The organism is Methylobacterium sp. 391_Methyba4 (assembly GCF_029691625.1).
Classification (GTDB): domain Bacteria; phylum Pseudomonadota; class Alphaproteobacteria; order Rhizobiales; family Beijerinckiaceae; genus Methylobacterium; species Methylobacterium fujisawaense.
On record NZ_CP121475.1, the window covers coordinates 4,240,189 to 4,262,804 of the forward strand.

The following is a 22,616-nucleotide window of genomic DNA, read 5'->3' on the forward strand; positions in this document are numbered from 1 at the left end:
CGGCCGCGACGGGCTTCCCGGGGTTCGCGACCGCAAAAAAGTCCTTATGCTCGTGCTGTCCGGACGCCCAATCCCGTCCGACCGGATCGCCCCACTCATGCTGAAGACAGCCTTCGTTGCCGCCCGCGACCGTCAGCGGCTGTCCGAGATCGCCACGATCCTGATCGGCTTCGGCGTCACCCGCGTCGTGGACCGGCTCGGCCTGCGCTACCTGCCGCTGGTGCCGCGCCGTCAGCCCCGGGTCGACGTCACCCGCCTGTCCGAGCCCGAGCGGCTGCGCCGGGCGATCGAGGCGCTCGGGCCGACCTTCATCAAGTTCGGGCAGGTCCTCGCCAGCCGGCCGGATCTCCTGTCGCCGGCCTGGACCGAGGAACTGCAGAAGCTCCACAGCCAGGTCGTCCCGGTGACGTGGGAGCAGATCGGCCCGCAGCTCGAACTCGATCTCGGCGGCTCGCCCTTCGAGGTCTTCGCCGAGTTCGACACCAACCCCATCGCCTCGGCCTCGATCGCCCAGGTCTACCGGGCGCGGCTGCACTCCGGCGAGGACGTGATCGTCAAGGTGCTGCGACCGAACCTGCGCAAGATCATCGAGGCGGACCTGCGTCTGATGGCGCACGGCGCCCGCATCGTCGAGAACGAGTGGCCCGACATGGCCCGCTACCAGCCGCGGGAGCAGATGCGCCATTTGGCCGACGGGCTGAACGGCGAGCTCGATCTCTTGAACGAGGCCCGCAACTGCGAGCTGCTGGCCCAGATCTTCGAGGACCGCGACGACATCGTCTTCCCGAAGATCCACTGGGAATACTGCTCCGAGCGCGTGCTGGTGCAGGACTTCATCCACGGCATCCCGCCCAACGACGAGGCGGCCCTGCGCGCGGCGGGCATCGACAAGAAGCTGCTCGCCCAGAAGGGCACCGACGCGTTCCTGCAGATGGCACTGATCGAGGGCGTGTTCCACGCCGATCCGCACCCCGGCAATATGCTGGCCCTGCCCGGCAACAAGATCGGCTTCATCGATTTCGGCATCATCGGCCGGCTGTCGCAGCGGCGGCGCTCGCAGCTGCTCGTGCTGATCGGCGCCATGCTCAAGCAGGATGCCGACGGCCTCATGGCCGTGCTCCTCGACTGGACCGGCACCAGCAACCCGGACCTGACCCGCCTCCAGGTCTCGGCCCAGTCCTTCGTGGAGAGCCACTCATCAATTCCGCTGAATCTCGGACTGGTGCTCACCGACTTCATGAACATGGCCCGCGAGAACGACCTCGCCATGCCCACCGACCTCGCCATCCTGTTCAAGGGGCTGGTGACCGCCGACGGCGTGATGCGCCACCTCGACCCGAACTTCGACCTGTTCGCCGCCGCCGGTCCCACGGTGCGCGCCAGCATGCAGACGCAGTTCTCGCTCTCGGCCCTCAAGCAGAAGGCCGAGGCTCTGGGCGTGGGTCTGTATGGCGCCGCCTCGGAGCTGCCGACCCTGATCCACCTGATGCTGGTGCGCCTCAAGCAGGGGCGCGTCACCGTCGAGATCGAGGTGAAGGGCCTCGACAAGGTCACCCGCGGCATCGAGCGCGCCGCCGCGCGGGTCGCCGTGGCCCTGGTGGTGGCGGCCTTCGCCACCCAGCTCGCGCCCCGGCTGATCGACCTCGGCACCCCCGTCTTCGTCTCGATCGGATTAATTATTTTCATCCTGGGGATCGGCTGGCTCGTGCTGCTGATGCGAAATAAGTAACCGTCTTCGCGCCTGCACTCGGCGATCAAAACCGTCTCACCTGCGACCGAATACCGTACTCGTTTGATTATCCCGCGCGCCATGCTAGCGTGACACGTCCAGCGATTCGCTTGGCTGCGAGTGGCCAGACGGCACCAGAAGCGGTTCAGACCGCCAGTGCCGCTCAGGCTCCGACTTCGCGTCGCCGCGCCGCGTGATCGGGAGACCTCCGGCGGTGCGCCTTGCACGGGCGCCCCGTCGCGACGACGAGGGGGGAAGGCGGGCGATGGATGCGGACATCGTACGGCCGCGGATCGACGGGGTGGAGTGCCACGTCGAGACGCTCGAAGCGGAGAACATCCGCCTGCGCCACTTGCTCTCCCAGGCCACAACGCAGGCGGACCGGGAACGGCAGAGGAGCCGGCGGCTCGGTCGGATCGTCGAAGCGGCGAGCCGTGTCGAAGCCGGGCGCCTGGCGGCCGAATGGATTGCGACGCCGCACAGGCCGACATTCCGGGGATCTTCCGGGCTCGGCTCGGCGATGGCACCACGCGCCACCGACCGGCTGCTCCCGTCGGGGTCACAGCAAGCCACAAACGATTTCCTGGAACTGCTGGATCGTGACGGGTGCCTGATCACCGCCAGCGAGGACGGCCCGGCCCTGTCCGCCGCCGCGGACGAAGCGGAGGCGATCGGCCGGCCCTGGATCGAGGCCTGGACGCGCGCCGAGGATCGGGAGGCCGTGGCCGCGGCCCTGGACCGGGCGCGGATCGGACGCCCGAGCCGGTTTCAGGCCCAGTCGGAGACCGGCGGCACGATCCGGTGGTGGGACGTGGCCGTCACGCCGATCGGCGCGGCACCGGACCGGCCCGAGCGCATCCTGGCCGTGTCACGCGATATCACCGAGTTGAAGCTGACCGAGGCGAACCAGACGCTGCTGATGCAGGAACTCGCCCATCGGATGAAGAACACGATGGCCATGGTCCAGGCCGTTGCCACGCAGACGATGCGCAACGCGCCCTCGCTGGAGGCGGCCGGCGAGGCCTTGGCCGCGCGGCTTCTGGCCCTGGCCAAGGCCCACGACGTCCTGCTGCAGGGCTCCTTCGCCCGGGCTTCATTGACGGGCCTGGTCGAGGGGGCCGTGTCCCTCCACGGGGACGGCGTGGCGGGCCGCTTCCGCATCGCCGGCCCCGATCTGACGCTCGGCCCGCGGCACGGCATGACCCTGGCGCTGATGCTGCACGAGCTCGGGACCAACGCGGCCAAGTACGGCGCGCTGTCGGTGGCCGCAGGCTGGGTCCGCATCACCTGGAACGTCGCGGAGGCGGCGGGCGGACAGACGCTCCGGTTCCGGTGGGAGGAGAGCGGCGGACCGCCCGTCACGCCTCCGACCCGGACGGGCTTCGGCACCCGGCTCATCGCCCGCAGCCTCGCCCACAGCTTCGGCGGGACCGCCCACCTGAGCTATCCCCGCGAGGGCGCGGTGCTGACCTTCGAGGCGCCCCTCGACGCCGTGATGGCGGCCTGATCCGGACTTTGGTGCCCGGCGCTAGGCGCTGAGCCGGGTCTGCGCCCGCAGGTCCCGGAGGGCCGCGATCGTCCGGTCGCGCAGGGTTCTGAGGTCGATCAGCGATCCTGTCAGATCGTCGCCGGCCTTGGCGGATTCCTCGAGGCCGCGGCAGGCCCGGGACAGCTCGGCGCAGCCGAGCATGCCCGACATCGAGACCAGCGTATGCGCCTCGCGGCCGTAATCGTCATTGGCGCGATCCGGCCCCTCGAAGGCGGTGGTGAGACTGACGACGAACCGGTCGAGGAGGCCGACGAGCTTCTCCGCGCCGATGACGGCCGTGAGTTCATCGAGCGCGTCCCGGTCCACCAGGGAGTGCGACACCGTCCGTCTCCAATTGCGGATGCGTCGCAGCAATCAAGAAGCGCGCAACCAGGTCGTTGGCCAGAGGCCAGACTTGCACAGACATGTTTACACCGGCCTGCGTCAGCTTTTCAACAAAGCGTGACCGGTTGGCGCCCTCATCGGGACGGGTCCCGGCGCGCCGGTCGGCGCGAGGCGGCCGCCCAGTCGACTGAGAAGCGCTCCGGGCGCGGCGCAACCCACATTGGCACGACCGTGCGCCGCGCGTTGCGAATCAGTTCGGGCTCTCCTAGCCTCGGGAGACTGTCGCGCTGGCATCGGGAGGGAGCTGCATGAGTGCTGTGTTTGCCGTCCTCCCCGCAGGACTTGACCGCGCCCCCGTGCGGGTCGGCTAGCCGCTTCCGGCTTTCGCCCGGCCACGCTGCCCGGCGCTCCTGAATACACGACCGTCTCATTTCGCCGGCGCGCATCCTTCGCGAGGGTGCGCCCGCGTCGCTCGGAGCCGACGCCTGCCCGCGTCGGGCACATGCATGTCTCTGTCCTCGCCCCGGCAGGCGGACGCGGTCCGTCGCGTCCTGGCCTTCGTCGTCCGCAGCTGGCACAGGCGCTGGCCCCTCGTCGCCGATCTCACCGGCGCGATCACGCTCGCCACCCTGGCGGAAGTGTTGCTGCCGCTCTACGCCGGCCGCTTGGTCGATGCCCTTTCCGGAAGCGAGCGCCGCGCAGCACTGGAGGCGGCGTGGCCCGCCTTCCTGGCGATGACCGGGCTCGGCCTCGCCACCGCGGTGCTGCGGCACGTCGCGTGGAGCCTGGTGGTGCCGCTCTCGCTGCACACCATGAGCGACATCGTCCGCAACGGCTTCGGCCGGGTCCAGCGCTTCTCCCCGGAGTGGCACGCCAACACCTTCTCGGGCTCCACGGTCCGGAAGATCTCCCGCGGCATGTGGGCGATCGACGGACAGGACGTGGCGTCGGCGAGCCAAGCGAGCCTGCGGGCTCAGGTCGCCATCGTGCCCCAGGAACCGGTGCTGTTCCACCGCTCCCTGGCCGAGAACATCGCCTATGCCCGCCCCGGCACCTCGGCGCAGGAGATCGAGCGGGCGGCGCATCTCGCGAACGCGCACGCCTTCATCGGGCGGCTGCCCAAGGGCTACGCCACGCTGGCAGGCGAGCGCGGGGTCAAGCTCTCGGGCGGCGAGCGCCAGCGCGTGGCGCTCACCCGCGCCTTCCTGGCGGATGCGCCGATCCTGATCCTCGACGAGGCGACCTCGAGTTTGGATTTGGTATCCGAGGCGCTGGTGCAGGAGGCCATGATCCGACTGATGCGCGGGCGCACCGCCATCGTCATCGCCCATCGGCTGTCGACGGTGCGGGCCCTCGACCGCATCCTCGTCTTCGACCGCGGCCGCATCGTCGAGGACGGCCCCCACGCCACCCTGAAGCGTCGCCCGAACGGGGCGTATCGGGCCCTGTTCGAGCGGCAATCCGTCCTGGCGGAGGGCGTGTGAGGATCCTGTTCGTCTGTGGCCGGGCGCGCGCCCGCAGCCCGACTGCAGAGCAGATCTTCGCGCGCGTCCCTGGGATCGAGACGGCCAGCGCCGGCGTGTCGCCCGACGCCGACGAGCCGGTGGACGTCGACCATCTTGCCTGGGCCGAGATCGTCGTCGTCATGGAGCCCGCGCACCGGCGCAAGCTGATGCGGCCCTTCGGGGCACATCTGCGCGGGGTCCGCCTCGTCTGCCTCGATATCCCCGACGCCTACGCGTTCATGGCGCCCGCGTTGGTCCGCCTGCTGGAAGCGCGCGCGGGCCGCTTCCTGCCGCGCTGAGCGCGCGCCGCGGAGGAACCCGCGACGCCGCCGAGGGATCGCCATCGCCGTCCGATGCCGGCAGCCGCATTGCCGTTTTTTAATCTTGCGGACATGCCACCAAATCATCGCCGGTCTATTATCTGAACACGGAATGAATAAGGCCAATGCAGATGAAGGCCTTGTCTCCGGCAATAGAGGGATATTTCATTATGTCCTACCATAAATCCATGGTTGCGGCCCTCGTGCTCACCACAATCGTCGGCGGAACGGCCTACGCGGCGGAGCAGGCGGCCCAGCACAACGGCACGCAGGTCAGCGCGAGCCAGACCGCGATCGACAAGGATGTCGGCAAGCTCTCGAAGGACGGCGCGCAGGGCTTCAGGGATCTCCAGCTTACCCGCCTCGCGATCTTCGAGGCCAATCCCGGCCAGGCCAAGGACATGATCGCCAAGGCTCAGGCGGCCTTCGCGAAGGCCAAGTCCGACGACGCGGTGTTCACCAAGGCCGAGGCCGAGCTCAAGTCGCCGGCCGACATGGCCGCTCACAAGGCGACCGCGCCGGGGGACAAGGCCGGAGCCAAGCCGGCTTCCAAGGAGCAGGTCGCCTGGGTGCCTGTCGACGCGCAGCTGACCTTGGGCGACGATTTCGTGGCCACGCCCACCAAGGCCTCGGCGGTGACCGAGGCGAACAAGAACCTCGCACAGGGTGACCAGAAAGGCGCCTTGGAGAAGCTCAAGCTCGCCCATGTCGACGTCAATTTCACGATGGCAGTCCTGCCGCTGAACACGACCATCGCAAATGTCGACCAGGCGGCGGCGCTGATCGGACAGGGCAAGTATTACGAAGCGAATGCGGCTCTGAAGACAGCCCAGGACAACATGCGCTTCGACGTCATCGATGCGGTCGCGGTGCCCCAGAAGGCGACCGCCGCCGCGGCCGACAAGGGCGTGCCGCAGGCCACCGGCACGACCGCGGGTGCCAAGACCGGCCAGTGACCGACCGCTGAGGACGGCCGCGCCCGATGGATCTCAGGCGCGGCCCGGTCGGCACGAACACGGGAGGGTCGCGTGCGGCGATTCTGGATCTCGGCCGTCCTGGGACTCGAACTGCTCCTCGGCGGAACCCTGACGGCGTCCGCGCGGGCGTCGGGGGTTCCGGACTTCAATATCCGGGCGATCTGCGCGCCGGAGCACCGGGCGGGATCCAGCGCCGTCGATCGGGCAAGCTACCGGGGTTGCCTGTCCGACGAGGCTGCCGCGCGGCGCACCCTGATCAGGCGCTGGGCCACGTTCGACGTGGCGGAGCGCCGGACCTGTGCCGTGGAGAGCCAGATCGGCGGCGCCCCATCCTACGTGGCGATGCTGACCTGCCTGCAGCTCGGAAGCGACGCGCTGCCGGTCAACCCGTCGGGTCCGCCCTGAGACGACGGCATCCGCGCGACGCCCGCCTGCACGCGCCAGGTCGACGCTGCTACGGACGCCGCAACGGATCGCACGTCCGTGATCCACGCTTGAGGAACCAGCGACATCACCAAGACGTCCTTCGCTATCGATTGAATGGAGGAGGCATCATGTTCAAGACTAGGGCACGCGCTGCTCTTTGCCTGGCTTGCATCTGGTCTATCACGCCCGCTCTGGCGGCCCCGAAGGAGATGCCCCAGGGCAAGCGTGATGAGATTTCGATGAAGGACACCAAGCACGAGGTGGCGATGCAGCGGAAGGAGAATAAGGAAGCCAACAAGAACGTCGACAGCCTGATCACGAACCGCAAGTGAGCGGTCGCGTTCCCGTCGACGACTGACTGTCTTGCTACCGAGAGGAACACCGGACGCGGTGCTCCTCTCCCGGCGGTCCCGGGCCTGGCTCGGGACGGCTCGCGCGCGGGGGCACTCGGCATCGCGGCCCGCGTGCGGTCTTCGAGTGGTCACCGGGCCGGGCCTTGGCTTAGGGATGGGTCCGGGCGCGCACGGCGCCGCCGCAGGAGCCAGCGCCATGCCCGGTCGGACTTCGTCGTGACGGCCTACAGCCTGCGCGCCCGGCTGCTCGCGCTCTGGGTCCTGCTGCTCGCCTCCGCGGCTGCGACCGCCTACCTGATGTTCGGCGTGTACAATCAATCGACCGGCGTCCAGGTGGCGCAGGCCGATCTCGCGGTCGGGCGCGCCTGCCGCGAGATCATCGACCGCTACGCCGCCCTGGTCCGCGCCCGCGGCCGCGGAATCACAGAGGGCGACCGCGTCGGCACCGTGTCCGCCGCGCTGGCGCGCTTCCCCGGCATCGAGGGCGGGATCTGGAGCGCCTCGGGCAAGTCCGTGGCCTACGCCTATCCGACCTACGAGGGGACCGGACCGAAGACCGACCTTCCGGCGGCCGAGCACGACGCCATCGCGGCATTGAACGCCCAGGCCCTGCGCGTCGACCACGCGGTCTCGGACCGCCGGCCGAGCCGGACCCAGGTGCTGATGCTTCAGGCCTGCCCTCTTCACGGGCCGGAGGCCGGCCTCACCGCGTGGGCGATGGCGCGGGCGCATGTCAACGACGGCCCGACCTACACGCGCTTCCTCGCCGGGCTCGGCTTCCTGGCCGCGACCGTGCTCGGATCGGCGGCCTTCCTGGGCTGGTTCCTGTACGGCTTCTCCGGGCGGATCGCCCGCCTGGAAGCGGCACTCGCAGCGCCGCGCCCGGACGGCGAGGATCTGCCGCATCTCGACCGCACCGGCGAGCGGGAGCTCGACCGGCTGGTGGACGCCCTCAACGCCGCAGGCGGTCGGCTGCGGGAGGCGCAATCCCGCATCGTGGCGACCGAGCGCTTGGCTGCGGTCGGCCGGCTGGCAGCGAGCATCGCCCATGAGATCCGCAATCCCATCGCGGCGATGCGGCTGAAGGCCGAGAACGCCCTGGTCAGCGGCGATCCGCACCGCGCCGCCTCCGCCCTCGAGACGGTGCTCGGCCAGATCGCCCGGGTCGACACTTTGCTGCGCGACCTCCTCAACCTGACGCAGGCGCGGGCGCTCAACCGGACTCCCACGCCGGTGGCGCCCCTCCTGGCGGAATGCGCGCACCTGCACGAGGATCTGGCGCACGCGCGCTCCGTTCGGATCGCGATCGCCGCCGACGGACTGCCCGCCACGGACCATCCGCATCTCGACCGGGCGCAGATCGCCCGGGCCCTCGACAACCTGCTGCTAAACGCCCTGCAGCACGCGCCGCCGGGCGGCCGGATCCGCCTCGGGGCCGAACGGCTCACGGCCGACGGCGCCTTGCGGCTGCGCCTCAGCGTCGCCGATACCGGCGCCGGCATCGATCCGGCGATTCGCGCCAGCCTGTTCGAGCCCTTCGTCACCAGCCGGCCCGACGGCACCGGCCTCGGCCTCGCGATCGTCCGCGAGATCGCCCTGGCGCATCGCGGCGAGGCCAGGCTGGTCGCGGACGCCCCCGAGACCACCTTTGTCCTGGATCTGCCATGGCAACCATCCTGATCGTCGACGACGATAGAGCCCTGCGCGACGGGCTCGCCGAGACGGTGACCGATCTCGGACATACACCGGTCCCGGTCGCGTCCGGCTCGGAGGCGCTGGCGCGGCTGCACGAGGGGCCGGTGGCGGCGGTGCTCCTCGACCTGCGCATGCCCGGCGACCTCGACGGCATGGCCACGCTGGAGCGGATCCGTGCCCTGCCGGAGCCCCCGCCCGTGACGGTGCTGACCGCCTTCGCGAGCCCGGCCAACACCATCGAGGCGATGCGCCTCGGCGCGCACGACCACCTCACCAAGCCGATCGGCCGCGCGGACCTCGCCGCGGTGCTCGACGCGATGCTGCGCGAGGCCCGGTTCGATCCGGGCAGCGCCGCCCCGCCGCCGGAGCATCCGGTTCTGATCGGATCGAGCGCGGGCATGCGGAAGATCCAGAAGACCATCGGCCTCGTCGCCGACAGCGCGTCGACGATCCTGATCCAGGGCGAGACCGGCACCGGCAAGGAAGAGGTCGCCCGGGCCCTGCACGCCTTCTCGCGGCGCCGCGCGCGGCCGTTCATCCCGGTGAACTGCGCGGCGATCCCGGCCGATGCCCTGGAGAGCGCGCTGTTCGGCCATGTCCGGGGGGCCTTCGCGGGCGCGATCGCGGACCGCGCCGGCGCCTTCCACGAGGCCGAGGGCGGCACCCTGTTCCTGGATGAGATCGGCGACATGCCGGCGGCGATGCAGGCCAAGATCCTGCGGGTGATCCAGGATTGCGTCGTGACCCCGCTGGGGGGTCGGTCCACCCGGGTCGATGTCCGCCTCGTGGCGGCGACGCATCGCGATCTGCCGCAGCTGGTCGCCGAGGGTCGGTTCCGGGCCGACCTGTTCTACCGGCTGAACGTCGTGCCGATCACCCTGCCGCCCCTGCGTGAGCGCCTCGCCGACATCGTGCCCCTGGCCGAGCATTTCCTCGTGCCCTCGGGCAAGCGCCTCAGCGGTGGAGCCGCCTCGCGCCTGCTGGCCTACGAATGGCCCGGCAACGTCCGGGAGTTGCGCAACGTCGTGGAGCGGGCGGCCATGCTGGTGCGCGGTGGCGCCATCGCGGCCGAGGCGATCGACCTGCCGGCGATGCGGACCGACCGGCGTGGCGGCGATACGGCGGACAGCTGGCTGGCCGGGGATCTGCCCGGCGCCGTCGCCCGCCTGGAGCGGACCATGATCGCCGCCGCGCTCCGCGAAGCCGACGGCAACCGCGCCCGCGCCGCCCGCCGCCTCGGCATCCAGCGGCAGCTCCTCTACGCCAAGATCGAGCGCTATGGCCTCGCTGCGCCAGGGGCTGATCTGTCGGAAGAGACGACAGAAGCTGTCGGGAATCCGGACGCTGCGCGGGACATCGACCCGAGCTGACGCCTCTGGGACCGGAGAAGCGTTCACATCCGGCGTGAGGACTGCCGCGGCCGGGAACCGTTGGCACGCGCGGGCGTCGAGCCCCGCATGCGACGGCGCGGCCCGGATGGGGACCGGGCCATTCGTCGATCGGGGGATCGCGGCGGGATGGACAGGATCGAGACAGGCGCGGGCGCGCGCGGCAGCCGGACCACCTCCGCGAAGGCTTTGCGCGGCCTCGACGCGCTCAACTTTTTCCTCGCGGACGTGCGTGACGGCCTCGGCCCCTACCTCGCCATCTACCTGATCGCCGTGCGCGGTCCCGACCAGGGCTGGAACGAGGCCACCACCGGCCTCGTGATGACCATTGCGGGGATCCTTGGCCTCGTAGCGCAGACGCCGGCCGGGGCGCTGATCGACGCCACCAACCACAAGCGCGCGGTGGTGATCGGCGGTGCCATCGCAGTGACGGCAAGCTGCCTCGTCCTGCCGTTCATCACCAACTTCTACCTCGTCACCGCCACCCAATCGATCGCCCACGTCGCCGGCACGATCTTCCCTCCGGCGCTCGCCGCGATCACCCTCGGCCTCGTCGGCCCGAAAATGTTCGCCAAGCGGATCGGCCGCAACGAAGGCTTCAACCACGCCGGCAACGCGGTCTCCGCGGCGCTGGCGGGCGGACTGGCCTATTTCTTCGGGCCCGTGGTCGTGTTCTGGCTGATGGGCATCCTGGCGGCGCTCTCGATCGGCGCCATGCTGATGGTGCCGGCCGACGCCATCGACAACGACCTCGCCCGGGGCATGACCGAGGAGGAGGAGCAGGCGCAGGAGAAGCCCTCGGGCCTCGCCACCCTGCTGCAGAACCGGGCGCTGCTCCTGTTCGCGGTGCTTTGCGCGATCTTCCACCTCGCCAACGCGGCAATGCTGACCTCGGTGGGCCAGCTCCTGACGCACCTGTCGGGCAAGGACCACGCGACGTCGCTGATCGCGGTCTGCATCGTAGCGGCGCAATGCGTGATGGTGCCGGTGGCGATCTTCGTGGGCGCCAAGGCCGACGTGATCGGCCGAAAGCCGATCTTCCTGACCGCTTTCGGGATCCTGGCGCTGCGCGGCGTGCTCTACACCCTGTCGGACAACCCGTTCTGGCTGGTGGGCGTGCAGCTCCTCGACGGGATCGGCGCCGGCGTCTACGGCGCGCTGTTCCCGATCGTGGTGGCCGACCTGACCCGCGGCGGCGGCCGGTTCAACGCGGCCCAGGGCGCCGTGGCCACGGCTCAGGGAATTGGCGCCTCGTTGAGCGCCACGCTCGCCGGCGTCATCATCGTGTCCGCCGGCTATTCCACCGCCTTCCTGGCGCTGGCGGCCATCGCGGCGCTCGGCTTCGTCCTGTACTTCGCACTGATGCCCGAGACCCGTGGCGCGGTGCGCGCGGGCAGCGAGCCCGAGAGCGGCGGGGACAGGACCCCGGCTGTGCCGGTGCGCGCCTGAACGCGGCGCTTCGCCCCCGAAGCCACGACGGCTTCTACCGTCCGTGTCGATGCCTGGCGCCGCAGGCGAAGCCCGAAGCGGCGCCGTTCCTGTCGGCCGGGCCTTACGACACCGCGGCCAGCTCCGGCGCAGCCGTCGCCGTAGCCGGGTCGGTCGCCTCCGGCGGGGCCTTCCGCGAGACGTAGTAGATGTCGACGGCGCGCCAGAAGGCCCCCTGCTCTTCTACCGAGCGGCGGGCGAGGGACGCCTCAAGGATCGACATCGCGGCCCGTGCGGGCTCGCTCCGCTCGAGTTCCTCGAGCAGGCCGGCGAGATTCAGCATGGGGCTTACCTCCGAGCGGACAACAACCCCGACTAACGCCCGAGCGGGCGTAACGATCCGCCGCGCCCTGCATCTCCGAGCCCTGCATGATCCTTGCCTCGGACCGAGGCGCGGCTACCATCCCCGCGTCGAGTCCGACTCGTCCTCCCGTCCACCATCGAGGATTTCCGATGTTCTCCTGCCGAAGCGGTGCGGCCCTACCCCTGTGCGGAGCGATCTTCGCCCTGGCCCTGGCCGGCGGATTCGGGGCGGCTCCCCTCGGCGCCCGCGAGATGCCCGAGTCCGGCACCGCCGCAGCGGTGAAGAAGCCGAACGTCGTGATCCTCGCCACCGGCGGCACGATCGCCGGCGCCGGCGCCGATGCCGCCAACAGCGCCACGTACACGGCCGCGAAGGTGCCGGTCGACAAGCTGATCGCGGCCGTGCCGCAGGTGAACACCATCGCCAATGTCCGCGGCGAGCAGGTCTTCCAGATCGCCTCCGAGAGCTTCACCGACGCCCAGCTCGTCCAGCTCGGCAAGCGCGTGTCCCAGCTTCTGAAGCAGGATGACGTCGACGGCGTCGTCATCACCCACGGGACCGACACCCTGGAGGAGACCGCGTTCTTCCTCGACCTCGTGGTGAAGAGCGACAAGCCGATCGTGGTGGTCGGCTCGATGCGGCCGGGCACGGCGATTTCGGCGGACGGTGCCCTCAACCTGCTCGACGCCGTCACGGTCGCCGCCAGCAAGGAGGCGGTCGGCCAGGGCGTCACCGTGACGATGAACGACTACATCCAGTCCGGCCGCGACGTGAACAAGCGGACCAACATCGTGCCCAGCGCCTTCTACAGCCAATGGGGCCCGCTCGGCATGGTCGTCGAGGGCAAGACCTACTTCTTCCGCTCGCTCACGAAGCGGCACAACATGAGCTCCGAATTCGACATCGACCAGATCGACAGCCTGCCGCTGGTCGGCATCGTCTACGGCTCGGGCAACATGATCCCGGGCGTTTACGATGCCGAGGTCCAGGCGGGCGCCAAGGCGATCGTCAACGCCGGCACCGGCAACGGCTCGGTCCCCGGCTACCTCGTCGACAAGCTCAAGGACATCCGCTCCAAGGGGACGCTCGTGATCCGTTCCTCACGGGTGCCGGACGGATTCGTCCTGCGCAACGCCGAGCAGCCCGACGACAAGTACGACTGGGTGGTCGCCCACGACCTGAACCCCGCCAAGGCCAAGGTCCTGGCGGCCGTGGCGCTTACCAAGACGACCGACACCAAGGAGTTGCAGCGCATCTTCTGGGAGTATTGAGGGTCGGCGACGGACGCGTGCCGCCCGGGTCGCAGGCGCGGATTCCGGCGCCGCTGCAACCCGGGCGGTCCCATCAGCCGCGCCTCATTCTGAGGTGCGGCGACGTCGCCTCGCAGGAGCGCTCCGGCGAGCCGCCCGATGCCTGGAGCGCCCCGGCGCCTCAGGATGAGGCCGGGAATCGGACGCCGGCTCGCGAAATGGCCGGGCGCTCCCGCGCGCCGCCCGGGTTACATCCCGCGGTGCACTCCTTAGATACCAGCCACCGACGCGGCCGCCGGACCGAGCCCGAATCACGGCCTCAGCCCCGCGCCCGTCGGCACCGAGCCTGGAGGAACGAGAATGACCGAGCTTCATCCCGAGGTCGCGGCGGTCACCGAGCGCGTCGTGGCGCGCTCCCGCGAGACCCGGCGCGCCTATCTCGACCTGATCGCCCGTGAGCGCGATTCGGGGGTCCGGCGCGGCAAGCTCGCCTGCGGCAACCTCGCCCACGGCTTCGCGGCCTCCGGCGAGGACAAGGCGGCGATCCGCGACGAGCGGACGGTGATGAACATCGGCATCGTCACCGCCTACAACGACATGCTCTCGGCTCATCAGCCCTACGGGCGCTATCCGGACCAGATCAAGCTGTTCGCCCGGGAGCGCGGGGCCACCGCGCAGGTGGCGGGTGGGACGCCGGCCATGTGCGATGGCGTCACCCAGGGGCAGACCGGCATGGAGCTGTCGCTGTTCTCCCGGGATACGATCGCCCTGTCCACCGCGGTGGCCCTGAGCCACGGCATGTTCGACGGCGCTGCGCTCCTCGGCATCTGCGACAAGATCGTGCCGGGCCTGCTGATCGGCGCGTTGCGCTTCGGCCACCTGCCGACGATCCTGATCCCGGCCGGGCCCATGCCCTCCGGCCTCGCCAACAAGGAGAAGCAGCGGATCCGCCAGCTCTACGCCGAGGGCAAGGTCGGCCGCGCGGAACTGCTCGAATCCGAGTCGGCCTCCTACCACGGCGCCGGGACCTGCACGTTCTACGGCACCGCCAACTCGAACCAGATGATGATGGACATGATGGGCCTGCACATGCCCGGCGCGTCCTTCATCAATCCCGGCACCAAGCTGCGCCAGGCCGTGACCCGGGCGGCGATCCACCGGCTCACCGAGATCGGCGCAGCCGGCAACGATTACCGGCCGCTCGGCCTGTGCGTCGACGAGAAGGCGATCGTGAACGCCGCGGTCGGCCTGCTCGCCACCGGCGGCTCGACCAACCACGCGATCCATCTGCCGGCCATCGCCCGCGCCGCCGGCATCGTGATCGACTGGGCGGATATCGATCGCCTCTCCAGCGCGGTTCCGCTGATCGCCCGCGTCTATCCGAACGGCTCCGGCGACGTGAACCACTTCCACGCGGCCGGCGGCATGAGCTTCGTCATGGCCGCGCTGCTAGATGCCGGCCTGCTGCACGACGACATCCTCACAGTGGCGGGCCAGTCGCTGCGCGACCACGCCCGCGACCCGAAGCTCGCCGGCGAGGAGTTGGTCTTCGAGGACGCCGTGCCGGAGAGCCTCGACGACGCGATGCTCCGCCGGCCCGCGAACCCGTTCCAGCCGGATGGCGGCATGCGGCTGGTGAAGGGCAATCTCGGCCGGGCGACGTTCAAGACCAGCGCCGTGGAGGAGCACCGCCGGACCATCGAGGCACCGGCCCGGGTCTTTTCGGACCAGGACGATGTGCTCAAAGCCTTCAAGGCCGGCGAGCTGGAGCGGGACGTCGTGGTGGTGGTCCGCTTCCAGGGCCCGAAGGCCAACGGCATGCCGGAGCTGCACAAGCTCACCCCGCCGCTGGGCGTGCTGCAGGACCGCGGCCACAAGGTCGCGCTGGTGACCGACGGGCGCATGTCGGGGGCTTCGGGCAAGGTTCCGGCCGCGATCCACCTGAGCCCCGAGGCGCTGGGCGGCGGTCCGATCGGGCGGATCCGCGACGGCGACATCGTCCGCTTGAGCGCGGCGGACGGGCTGCTGGAGGTGCTGGTCGACGAGGCAGAGCTGGCCGCCCGGCCGGAGGCCGAGGCTCCGGAGCCGGCGCAGGGCACCGGTCGGGAATTGTTCGCGTTCATGCGCCAGGGGGCCGATACGGCGGAGCGGGGCGCCTCGGCGATGCTCGCCGCCGCCGGTCTCTGAGTTCGTAGAGGAGGTGCCGACCATGAATGATCTGACCAGCATCGACGCGCTGATGCGCTCCGTGCCCGTCATTCCGGTCCTGGTGATCGACGACGTGGCTCAGGCCCGGCCCATCGCCGAAGCCCTGGTGAAGGGCGGCCTGACCGCCCTGGAGGTCACCCTGCGCACTCCGGCCGCCCTCGATATCATCCGGGAGATGACCCGGGTCGAGGGCGCGGTTGTGGGCGCCGGGACGGTGCTCAACCCCCGCGACCTGGAGAACGCCCTGGGGGCGGGGGCGGAGTTCATCGTCTCGCCGGGGCTCACCGACCCGCTGACCGACGCCGCCAAGGCCAACGGCGTCCCCTATCTGCCGGGCGTCGCCACGGCGGCCGACATCATGCGCGGGCTCGATCACGGGCTCGACCGGTTCAAGTTCTTCCCGGCCGAGGCCGCGGGCGGGATCAAGGCGCTGAAGGCGCACGCGGCGGTGTTCGGCGCGGTGCGGTTCTGCCCGACGGGTGGGATCACCGAGGCGACCGCCCCCGACTGGCTGGCGCTCCCGTCCGTGCTCTGCGTCGGCGGCAGCTGGGTGGTGAAGCCCGGCACGCCCGATCCGGCGGCGATCGAGCAGGCAGCCCGGGCCGCTGCGGGGCTGCGGACAGGAACTCACCGCTAAATCGCCGCATCCGAAGGGCGTCCCTCCTCCCTCGCGGGGGAGGGAGAGCCGCGGCGTATACGGCGTCTCCTGCCGATCCCGATAGATGTCGCCGCCAGCCGGTGCGGCGGATGAAGATCGCGCTTGTCCCGGAGACGCTGGCGTCCGGCGGCGACGTTTAGGCTCGCAGCCCTCTGCCGCCGAAGGCGCGCTGCGGCGCCGCCCGCTACTCCGCCGGCAACGCCTCCCGCCGCGCCCGCGGCACGAACACACCGCCCTCCGGCTCCAGCGTGATGCGCCGCTCGTGGAACGCGTCCAGCGTCGAGCGGTGGCCGATCGACACGATCGTCGTCCCGGGCAGGCGCTCGCGCAGCATCCGGTAGAGGGCCGCCTCGGAGGGTTCGTCGAGCGAGGCCGTCGCCTCGTCGAGGAACAGCCATTCCGGCTTGGACAGAAGCGCACGGGCGATGGCCAGCCGCTGCTGCTCGCCCCCCGACAGCCGCCGCTCCCAGGTGTCGGTCTGGTCGAGGTGGTCGACCAAGTGCGGCAGCTGGGCGGCCGTCAGCGCATCCTTGATCGCCACGTCCGAGAACTGATCGGTCGTGTTCGGGTAGACCACGGCGCCACGCAGTGTCCCCTGGGGGATGTAAGGCCGCTGCGGCAGCACCAGCGCCGACTGCCCGGCGGGCACGTCGACCCGGCCCTTGCCGAACGGCCAGATCCCCGCGATCGCGCGGAACAGGGTCGACTTGCCCGAGCCGGAGGGACCCGTGACCAGGGTCGCGCCGCCCCGCGGCAGGGTCAGCGTTTCAGCGGTCACGATCGGGCGCCCGTCCGGCAGGGCGAGGACGAGTCCGCGCGCGGTGACGTCGCCCGTGCTCTCGTTGCCCTGGATCAAGCCGTAGCCTGCGGCCTCGAGGGCCTCGGCCTTGGTCATGGCCCGGCGGAAGGATCCGAGACGGTTGGTGTTGGCCTTGTAGGCGGCCAGCGTCGTGTAGGAATCCACGAAGAACGACAGCGAACTCTGCACCTGGCTGAAGGCCTGCGAGGTCTGCTGGAGGGCGCCCAGCGTGATCTTCTTGGCGAAGAAGGACGGGGCCGCCAGCACCATCGGGAAGATCACGCTCGCCTGCCGGTAGCTGAACGTGAAGGCGATCAGCTTGATGCGGCGGAAGATGATCCCGACGTAGTTGTCGATGACGCTGTGGAAGAGCGTCGAGAGCCGCGAGGCCTCCGCCCGCTCGCCGCGCAGCAGGGCGATCTGCTCGGAGTAGATGCGGTTACGGGCCAGCGCGAAGCGGAAATCGGCCTCGACCCGCTCCTGCCGGAAGTCGAGCCCGATGAGCGGCCGGCCGATGAGGTGGGTGAGCCACGTGCCGACCACCGCGTAGGCGATCACCAGCCAGACCAGGAAGCCCGGGATCACCGTGTCGGTGAACGGCACCACGAAGTCCCGCGACAGGGTCCAGAGGATCACGATGAACGAGACGAGCTGCGCGGCCTGGCTCAGCAACCGGATCGACAGCGTCGTGGTCTGCACGATGAAGCTGTTGACGTCGGCCTGGATGCGCTGGTCCGGGTTGTCGGCCTCCTCGTCGGTGAACGGGATCCGGTAATGGGTGCCGTTGCCGAGCCAGCGCTCGTACAGGCTGTGCGTCAGCCACGTGCGCCAGCGGATCAGCAGCGAGGAATCCACGAACAGGTCGAACATGCCGATGGCGATGTTCAGCGTGGCCAGCGGCACGAACACCCAGAGCAGCTGATACCAGAAGGCGTTCGCGTCGTATTCCTGAAGCGAGTTGTAGATGTCGCGGTAGAAGAAGTTGAACCGCAACGTCAGCGCAACGTCGGCGAAGTTCACGAAGATCGACAGGGCCACGAGGTTGCGGCCGATCCGGCCCTCCGTGGTGCCGAACCAGCGGAACAGGCCGATCTCCTTGGTGGGCTTGTCGCGGTTGGCGAAATACGGGTCGGCGATGTTGGTGATCGCCCGGATCGGCTCGAGATGCGAGATGCCGAGCACGATGGCGGCGAAGACCACCGCACCGGTGGCGGCGAAGGCGGGCGGCAGAAGCGCCGCGATCACCGGCGGCAGCAGGCCCATGGCGGCGATCGTCTTCGATCCGGCCAGCAGCAGGTAGCCGACGCCGTAAACCGAGACGAAGACCTTCAGGTAGGCCGAGATGCCGTTCGCGGCGATCAGGATGCCCGCCATGGCGAAGCCGGCGAGCGAGACATAGAGCGGCGGGCTCGGAATACCGGGAAATGCCAGCAGGATCAGCGCGGCCAGAGCCGTGAGCACGGCCTGGATTCCCAGTCCGGTCCTGAGTGCTGCCACGCGTCGATCCCCCATCCGTGCGCGCCCACTGGGGACGCCACCGGCGGCCTTGACCCCGGCTGATGGCCAGATAGTGGCACTTGCCCCAGGCTGTCGCGTGAAACTTTGGTCACGTTCCGACGGTGCGGCGATTTACGCGGTCGGCGCGGCTACCAGTTCCACTCCTCGAAGCCCGGCTCGCGGCAATGATAGCCGATCGGGCATTGCGGGTTGTCGCGCGTGGGGGCGAAGCGCAGCTCGGCGATCTCGGAGGCGCTGCATTGGCCGGGATTGCTCACGAAACGCTCCGGGGCCGACCCGGCGGCGATGATGACGTCACCCTCGTTCCTCACCAGGGCCATGGCCTCGGAGCAGGTCATGCGAGCCGTCATCGAGCCGCGGGGCGGCCGCGACTGCGCACGGGCCTCCAACCCGACCGCAACGACGGCGAGGTGGCTGAACAGCAAGGCGAGGGCCCACGGCCTCATCGGGAACGGGTTCCGGTACGCACCCGGGAAGAAAGCCCGCGGGTCTGGCACCATCCTGCACAAGCGGACCGCCCGAGACTGTCACCGGAATGCGCCACCGGGCCGCTTTCGCCGTCGGACCGCCGCAATCGGCGGATTAGGAGATTCCGGGATTGCCGAAAGCCGCTTTAGATTTGTGATCGTGGACGCCTGCGCGGCGACCCGGGCACGATGGCTCGACCGGCCCTCCGGCACGCGTCTCCGGCGCCCGGCGTGCCGGCCGACCGGCGCCGGAGTCAAGGGACCCAGCGATGTCCGCTCTCTCGATCCTCGACATTTCCGCCGTGCGCGCCGCGCCCGTTTCCCACGAGCCCTACGCCTACACGCTCGGCAGCAACGTCCTGAAGCCCGACGCGATCGACGACATCCGCCGCGACTTCCCCGAGATCGCCAAGCCCGGCTACCTCACGGTCGACGAGGTCGCCCTGAAGGGCCGGTTCAAGGCGCTGATCGACGAGCTGGAGAGCGACGCCTTCTCCAAGATCCTCGGGGAGAAGTTCGGCATCGACCTCGTCTCCTGCCCGCGTCTGACCACGATCATGCGGCGCAGCCAGCTCAAATACGGCTCGATCCACACCGACGGGCCGTCGAAGGTGCTGACGCTGCTCGTCTACATGAACGACGCCTGGGACGCCCCGGCCGCGGGGCGCCTGCGGGTGCTCTACGACGGGCGCAACTACGAGCCCTTCGCGGTCGAGGTGCCGCCCACCATGGGCACGATGTTCGCCTTCCTGCGGGCGGAGAATTCCTGGCACGGCCACGAGCCCTTCGAGGGCGAGCGTCGGGTCGTGCAGGTCGCGTGGCTCAGGGACGCATCGGAATTGGAGCGCAAGCGCAAGCGCAACCGTACGGCGCAGTTCCTGAAGGGTATCTTCGGCCGCTGATCGAACGAGAAGGGGGCGGACCATGGGTGCGGTCGTGCTGGCGGATCCGGGCGGCGGGGCGCGTTCCGGCTCCTGGCGTCGCTTCGCCCTGCCGGCGCTCCTCGTCCTCGGCTGGGTCGGCCTGTTCGCCTACAGCGCGGCCTACCTGACCGAGGACCTGCCGTTTCGCCCGACGGCGCCGGAGGCCAGCCCCTCCGCGGGGGGCGCCGCCGGTCCGCGCGCCACGGCGCGGCGGGTCGTGATGCTCGACGCGCCCGACCCGGTTGTTCCTGCGGAAGATCCGCCCGGCCAGACCGCCATGGCGGCGCCCACGGCGCCGCCGCCGCCCCAGGCGGCCACCGCGATGCCGGGCGCCGCGGCGAATGCCCGTCCGGCGCCGCACCCCGCCCCGGCCCCCGTGGCGGCCGAGTATGTCGGCGTCTGGGGGCCGACCCCCGAAGCCTGCGGGACCCGATCCCGGCGCCGGGGCTACATCCCGGCCACGATCACGCAGGATCGCGCCCGCGCCGGCCGCACGATCTGCCTCTTCCACGACATGCGACGGGTCGGCAGCGCCTGGGTCGCCGCCGCCGAGTGCAGCGACCGTGGCCGGCGCTGGTCGTCGCAGGTCCGCCTGCTGGTGGATGGCGAGCACCTGACGTGGTCGAGTAATCGCGGGACATCGACCTACACCCGCTGCAGTCGCCGCGCCGGCTGAGCGGCCCCGTCACGCCCTCGGATCGGACGCGTGGCGCTCTGCGGCGCGCAGGACGATGCGCGCGGCGGCCCGGCTCGGCGTGTCATTCGCGGCGAGCCGCATCAGCCCGTCGATCCGGGCGAGGGCAGCGAGCTGTGCGTCGCGGCCCGCACCGCCTGCCAGGAGCGACCGCACGGCGCCTGCCAGGCGCTCCGGCGTGCACTCGGCCTGGACGAATTCCGGCATGGCGTTCTCGGCCAGGATCAGGTTCGGCAGCACGATGCTCGGGACCTGGATCAGCCGGCGGGCGATGAATTCCTCCGCCCGCGAGACCTTGTAGGCGACGACCATCGGGACGCCCGCGAGGGCGAGTTCCAGCGTGACCGTGCCGGAGGCGGCGAGCGCCGCCCGGGCCTCCCGGAAGGCGGCGTATTTCGGCGCCTCGCCGGTGACGATGCGGACGGGCACCGTCCAGTCCGCGGAAAACCGCTCGATCAGCGCCCTGTGACGCGTCACGGCGGGCAGCACCGCCTCGACCGCGAGGCCTTCCGCCACCCGCGCCAGCGCCGCACCGAAGACCGGCATCAGCCGCTCGATCTCGGACCGGCGGGACCCCGGCAGCAGCACGAGGCTGTAGGGAACGGACTCGCGCCGCTGCTGCTCGGATGCGGTGGGCCGAAGTTCCGGAAGGCGCTCGATCAGCGGGTGTCCGACATAGGTGCAGGGCGGCCCGCCGAGCCGCAGATGCGCGTCCGGCTCGAAGGGCAGCAGGGCCAGAACGTGGTCGATGAACGGTCGCATCCCCTTCGCCCGCCAGGGCCGCCACGCCCAGACGCTCGGCGACACGTAATCGATGATCGGGATGCCGGGGGCCACCTTGCGCACCCGCCGCGCCACCGCGTGGGTGAAACCCGGACTGTCGATGATCACCAGCACGTCCGGCCGGGCGTCGACCGCCGCCGAGACGGTTTCGCGGATGCGCCGGAGCAGGGTCCGGGCCCGGGCGAGGACCGGCAGATAGCCCATCACCGCCACGTCATCGATGGGGAACAGGGATGCGAACCCCGCCTCTGCCATGGCCTCGCCGCCGACGCCGCCGAAGACCACGTCGGGCGCCGCCTCGCGCAGGGCCCGCATCAGCTTGACGCCGAGCTGATCGCCGGAATCCTCGCCGGCCACGAGCCAGATGGTCCGGGGCCGGCCGGTCACGCCGTCCCTCCGTAGCCGACGACGAAGAGACCGAGGCGGTCGGCTTCCGCGGCCGTGGCCACCCGGTCGATGACCAGGGTCCCGCCGGCCTCCAGCGCCAGGCCGACGCAGCCTGCCTGGGCCGCGTTGCGCACGGTGCGCGGTCCGATGGCCGGGAGATCGATGCGGCGGTCCTGGCCGACCTTGGGGGCCTTCACCAGCACGGTGGCGGGCATCGCCCGGCCGAACCCGAACGGACGGCGCCCCAGGGCCCGCGCCCGTGCCAGCATGCGATCGGTGCCCTCCGGCCCCTCCACGGCCAGGATCCGGTCGCCGGCCAGGGCCACAGCCTGTCCCAGATCGTAGGGCGAGAGGGCGTCGAGGACCCCGCGCCCGGCGCGGATCGAGGCGGCCGCCTCGGCATCCGGAATCTGGCGCCCGATGGGGCCCTCCGGGCAGAGCAGGTCCGGCGCGGCCTCGTGGACGCCCACGACCCTGTGGCCATCCTCTTCCACCAGCGTGACGGCGGCGCGCAGGAGGCGGTCGTCGCCCCCGCCGGCGATCGCCCGCAGGGCCTCCCGGTTGCGCAGGGCGGCTCCGGCATTGAGGATCGCGGCCGGGCTCGGCCGTGAGACGCCGCCGGCCGGTACCACGACCGCCGGCCCCCAGCGCCGCAGAAGCTTCAGGGTGGCGGCGAGGTCGAGCAGGTCGACCGTGGCGTCGGCACTGGCCCGCAGGGTCGCCCCCGTGAAACCGCGCAGGGCGATCACGCGGAAGGGCCGGCGCGCCCGGCGCAGCGACTCGGCGACGAGTTCCGGCAGCCGGCCGGCCCCGGCGATCAGGACCAGGGCCCCCTCGGGGTGCGGATCGGCCTCGGTCACGGCCCGGCCGC

Annotated in this window: 20 protein-coding genes; 14 read left to right on the top strand and 6 right to left on the bottom strand. The window is 70.6% G+C overall.

The genetic code is table 11. The features are described from left to right. The first annotated feature begins 97 nt into the window (after window positions 1-97). Both P9K36_RS19920 and P9K36_RS19925 read left to right on the top strand, forming a co-directional pair. Window positions 98-1,729, top strand: coding sequence for an AarF/UbiB family protein (locus tag P9K36_RS19920; RefSeq protein ID WP_043382852.1), 1,632 nt, complete (start codon window positions 98-100; stop codon window positions 1,727-1,729). Window positions 1,730-1,994: 265 nt separating this feature from the next. Next, window positions 1,995-3,236, top strand: a complete 1,242-nt coding sequence (locus P9K36_RS19925) for a PAS domain-containing sensor histidine kinase (protein WP_053609494.1) — start codon at window positions 1,995-1,997, stop codon at window positions 3,234-3,236. Window positions 3,237-3,257: 21 nt separating this feature from the next. On the opposite strand, the gene P9K36_RS19930 is transcribed toward P9K36_RS19925, so the two are convergent. After that, entirely contained in the window at window positions 3,258-3,599 is a 342-nt protein-coding gene (locus P9K36_RS19930; RefSeq protein ID WP_043354763.1) for an Hpt domain-containing protein, read from the bottom strand. A gap of 509 nt (window positions 3,600-4,108) precedes the next feature. Between P9K36_RS19930 and P9K36_RS19935 the strand changes: the two genes are divergently transcribed. The 7 genes from P9K36_RS19935 to P9K36_RS19965 all read left to right on the top strand — a co-directional run bounded on the left by P9K36_RS19935 (window position 4,109) and on the right by P9K36_RS19965 (window position 11,715). Then, complete coding sequence (locus tag P9K36_RS19935) at window positions 4,109-5,086, top strand: ATP-binding cassette domain-containing protein (RefSeq protein ID WP_278305848.1); 978 nt, start codon at window positions 4,109-4,111, stop codon at window positions 5,084-5,086. Beyond that, window positions 5,083-5,406, top strand: a complete 324-nt coding sequence (locus P9K36_RS19940) for a phosphotyrosine protein phosphatase (RefSeq protein ID WP_278305849.1) — start codon at window positions 5,083-5,085, stop codon at window positions 5,404-5,406. Before P9K36_RS19935 ends, P9K36_RS19940 begins: the two co-directional genes overlap by 4 nt. 191 nt (window positions 5,407-5,597) lie before the next feature. Beyond that, complete coding sequence (locus P9K36_RS19945) at window positions 5,598-6,383, top strand: YfdX family protein (RefSeq protein WP_182591793.1); 786 nt, start codon at window positions 5,598-5,600, stop codon at window positions 6,381-6,383. A 72-nt stretch (window positions 6,384-6,455) separates the two neighbouring features. Beyond that, the gene (locus tag P9K36_RS19950) at window positions 6,456-6,809 is read left to right on the top strand and encodes a hypothetical protein (protein WP_278305851.1); all 354 of its coding nucleotides are present in this window, start codon (window positions 6,456-6,458) and stop codon (window positions 6,807-6,809) included. Between the two features lie 590 nt (window positions 6,810-7,399). Further along, entirely contained in the window at window positions 7,400-8,863 is a 1,464-nt protein-coding gene (locus P9K36_RS19955; protein WP_278305852.1) for an ATP-binding protein, read from the top strand. Next, window positions 8,848-10,248, top strand: a complete 1,401-nt coding sequence (locus tag P9K36_RS19960) for a sigma-54 dependent transcriptional regulator (RefSeq protein WP_043758779.1) — start codon at window positions 8,848-8,850, stop codon at window positions 10,246-10,248. The genes P9K36_RS19955 and P9K36_RS19960 overlap by 16 nt, the downstream gene beginning before the upstream one ends. 147 nt (window positions 10,249-10,395) lie before the next feature. Continuing rightward, window positions 10,396-11,715: an MFS transporter gene (locus P9K36_RS19965; RefSeq protein WP_278305853.1), complete on the top strand. Its 1,320-nt coding sequence runs from the start codon at window positions 10,396-10,398 to the stop codon at window positions 11,713-11,715. Between the two features lie 103 nt (window positions 11,716-11,818). Here P9K36_RS19965 and P9K36_RS19970 read toward each other — a convergent pair whose 3' ends face one another. Further along, window positions 11,819-12,037, bottom strand: a complete 219-nt coding sequence (locus P9K36_RS19970) for a hypothetical protein (RefSeq protein WP_043350951.1) — start codon at window positions 12,035-12,037, stop codon at window positions 11,819-11,821. A gap of 170 nt (window positions 12,038-12,207) precedes the next feature. Here P9K36_RS19970 and P9K36_RS19975 point away from each other — a divergent pair, with 170 nt between their 5' ends. From P9K36_RS19975 to eda, 3 genes are all read left to right on the top strand, one after another. Beyond that, window positions 12,208-13,329 (top strand): type II asparaginase, encoded by a 1,122-nt coding sequence (locus tag P9K36_RS19975; RefSeq protein ID WP_278305854.1) that lies wholly within the window; start codon window positions 12,208-12,210, stop codon window positions 13,327-13,329. Window positions 13,330-13,668: 339 nt separating this feature from the next. Further along, the gene (gene edd / locus P9K36_RS19980) at window positions 13,669-15,495 is read left to right on the top strand and encodes a phosphogluconate dehydratase (RefSeq protein WP_278305855.1); all 1,827 of its coding nucleotides are present in this window, start codon (window positions 13,669-13,671) and stop codon (window positions 15,493-15,495) included. 22 nt (window positions 15,496-15,517) lie between these two features. After that, entirely contained in the window at window positions 15,518-16,153 is a 636-nt protein-coding gene (gene eda / locus P9K36_RS19985) for a bifunctional 4-hydroxy-2-oxoglutarate aldolase/2-dehydro-3-deoxy-phosphogluconate aldolase (RefSeq protein WP_187294345.1), read from the top strand. A 205-nt stretch (window positions 16,154-16,358) separates the two neighbouring features. On the opposite strand, the gene P9K36_RS19990 is transcribed toward eda, so the two are convergent. Both P9K36_RS19990 and P9K36_RS19995 read right to left on the bottom strand, forming a co-directional pair. Next, on the bottom strand, window positions 16,359-18,470 hold the full coding sequence (locus P9K36_RS19990) for an ABC transporter ATP-binding protein/permease (RefSeq protein ID WP_278305856.1): 2,112 nt from the start codon (window positions 18,468-18,470) through the stop codon (window positions 16,359-16,361). A 149-nt stretch (window positions 18,471-18,619) separates the two neighbouring features. Continuing rightward, window positions 18,620-18,937 (bottom strand): hypothetical protein, encoded by a 318-nt coding sequence (locus P9K36_RS19995; RefSeq protein ID WP_043758785.1) that lies wholly within the window; start codon window positions 18,935-18,937, stop codon window positions 18,620-18,622. Window positions 18,938-19,227: 290 nt separating this feature from the next. Here P9K36_RS19995 and P9K36_RS20000 point away from each other — a divergent pair, with 290 nt between their 5' ends. After that, window positions 19,228-19,860, top strand: coding sequence for a 2OG-Fe(II) oxygenase (locus P9K36_RS20000; protein WP_043382815.1), 633 nt, complete (start codon window positions 19,228-19,230; stop codon window positions 19,858-19,860). Between the two features lie 22 nt (window positions 19,861-19,882). Then, window positions 19,883-20,557, top strand: a complete 675-nt coding sequence (locus P9K36_RS20005; RefSeq protein ID WP_278305857.1) for a peptidase inhibitor family I36 protein — start codon at window positions 19,883-19,885, stop codon at window positions 20,555-20,557. A gap of 9 nt (window positions 20,558-20,566) precedes the next feature. On the opposite strand, the gene lpxB is transcribed toward P9K36_RS20005, so the two are convergent. Both lpxB and lpxI read right to left on the bottom strand, forming a co-directional pair. Beyond that, window positions 20,567-21,745, bottom strand: a complete 1,179-nt coding sequence (gene lpxB, locus P9K36_RS20010) for a lipid-A-disaccharide synthase (protein WP_278305858.1) — start codon at window positions 21,743-21,745, stop codon at window positions 20,567-20,569. Next, a complete protein-coding gene (lpxI, locus tag P9K36_RS20015) occupies window positions 21,742-22,605 on the bottom strand; it encodes a UDP-2,3-diacylglucosamine diphosphatase LpxI (RefSeq protein WP_278305859.1) in 864 nt (287 codons plus the stop codon). The genes lpxB and lpxI overlap by 4 nt, the downstream gene beginning before the upstream one ends. Window positions 22,606-22,616 lie beyond the last annotated feature (11 nt).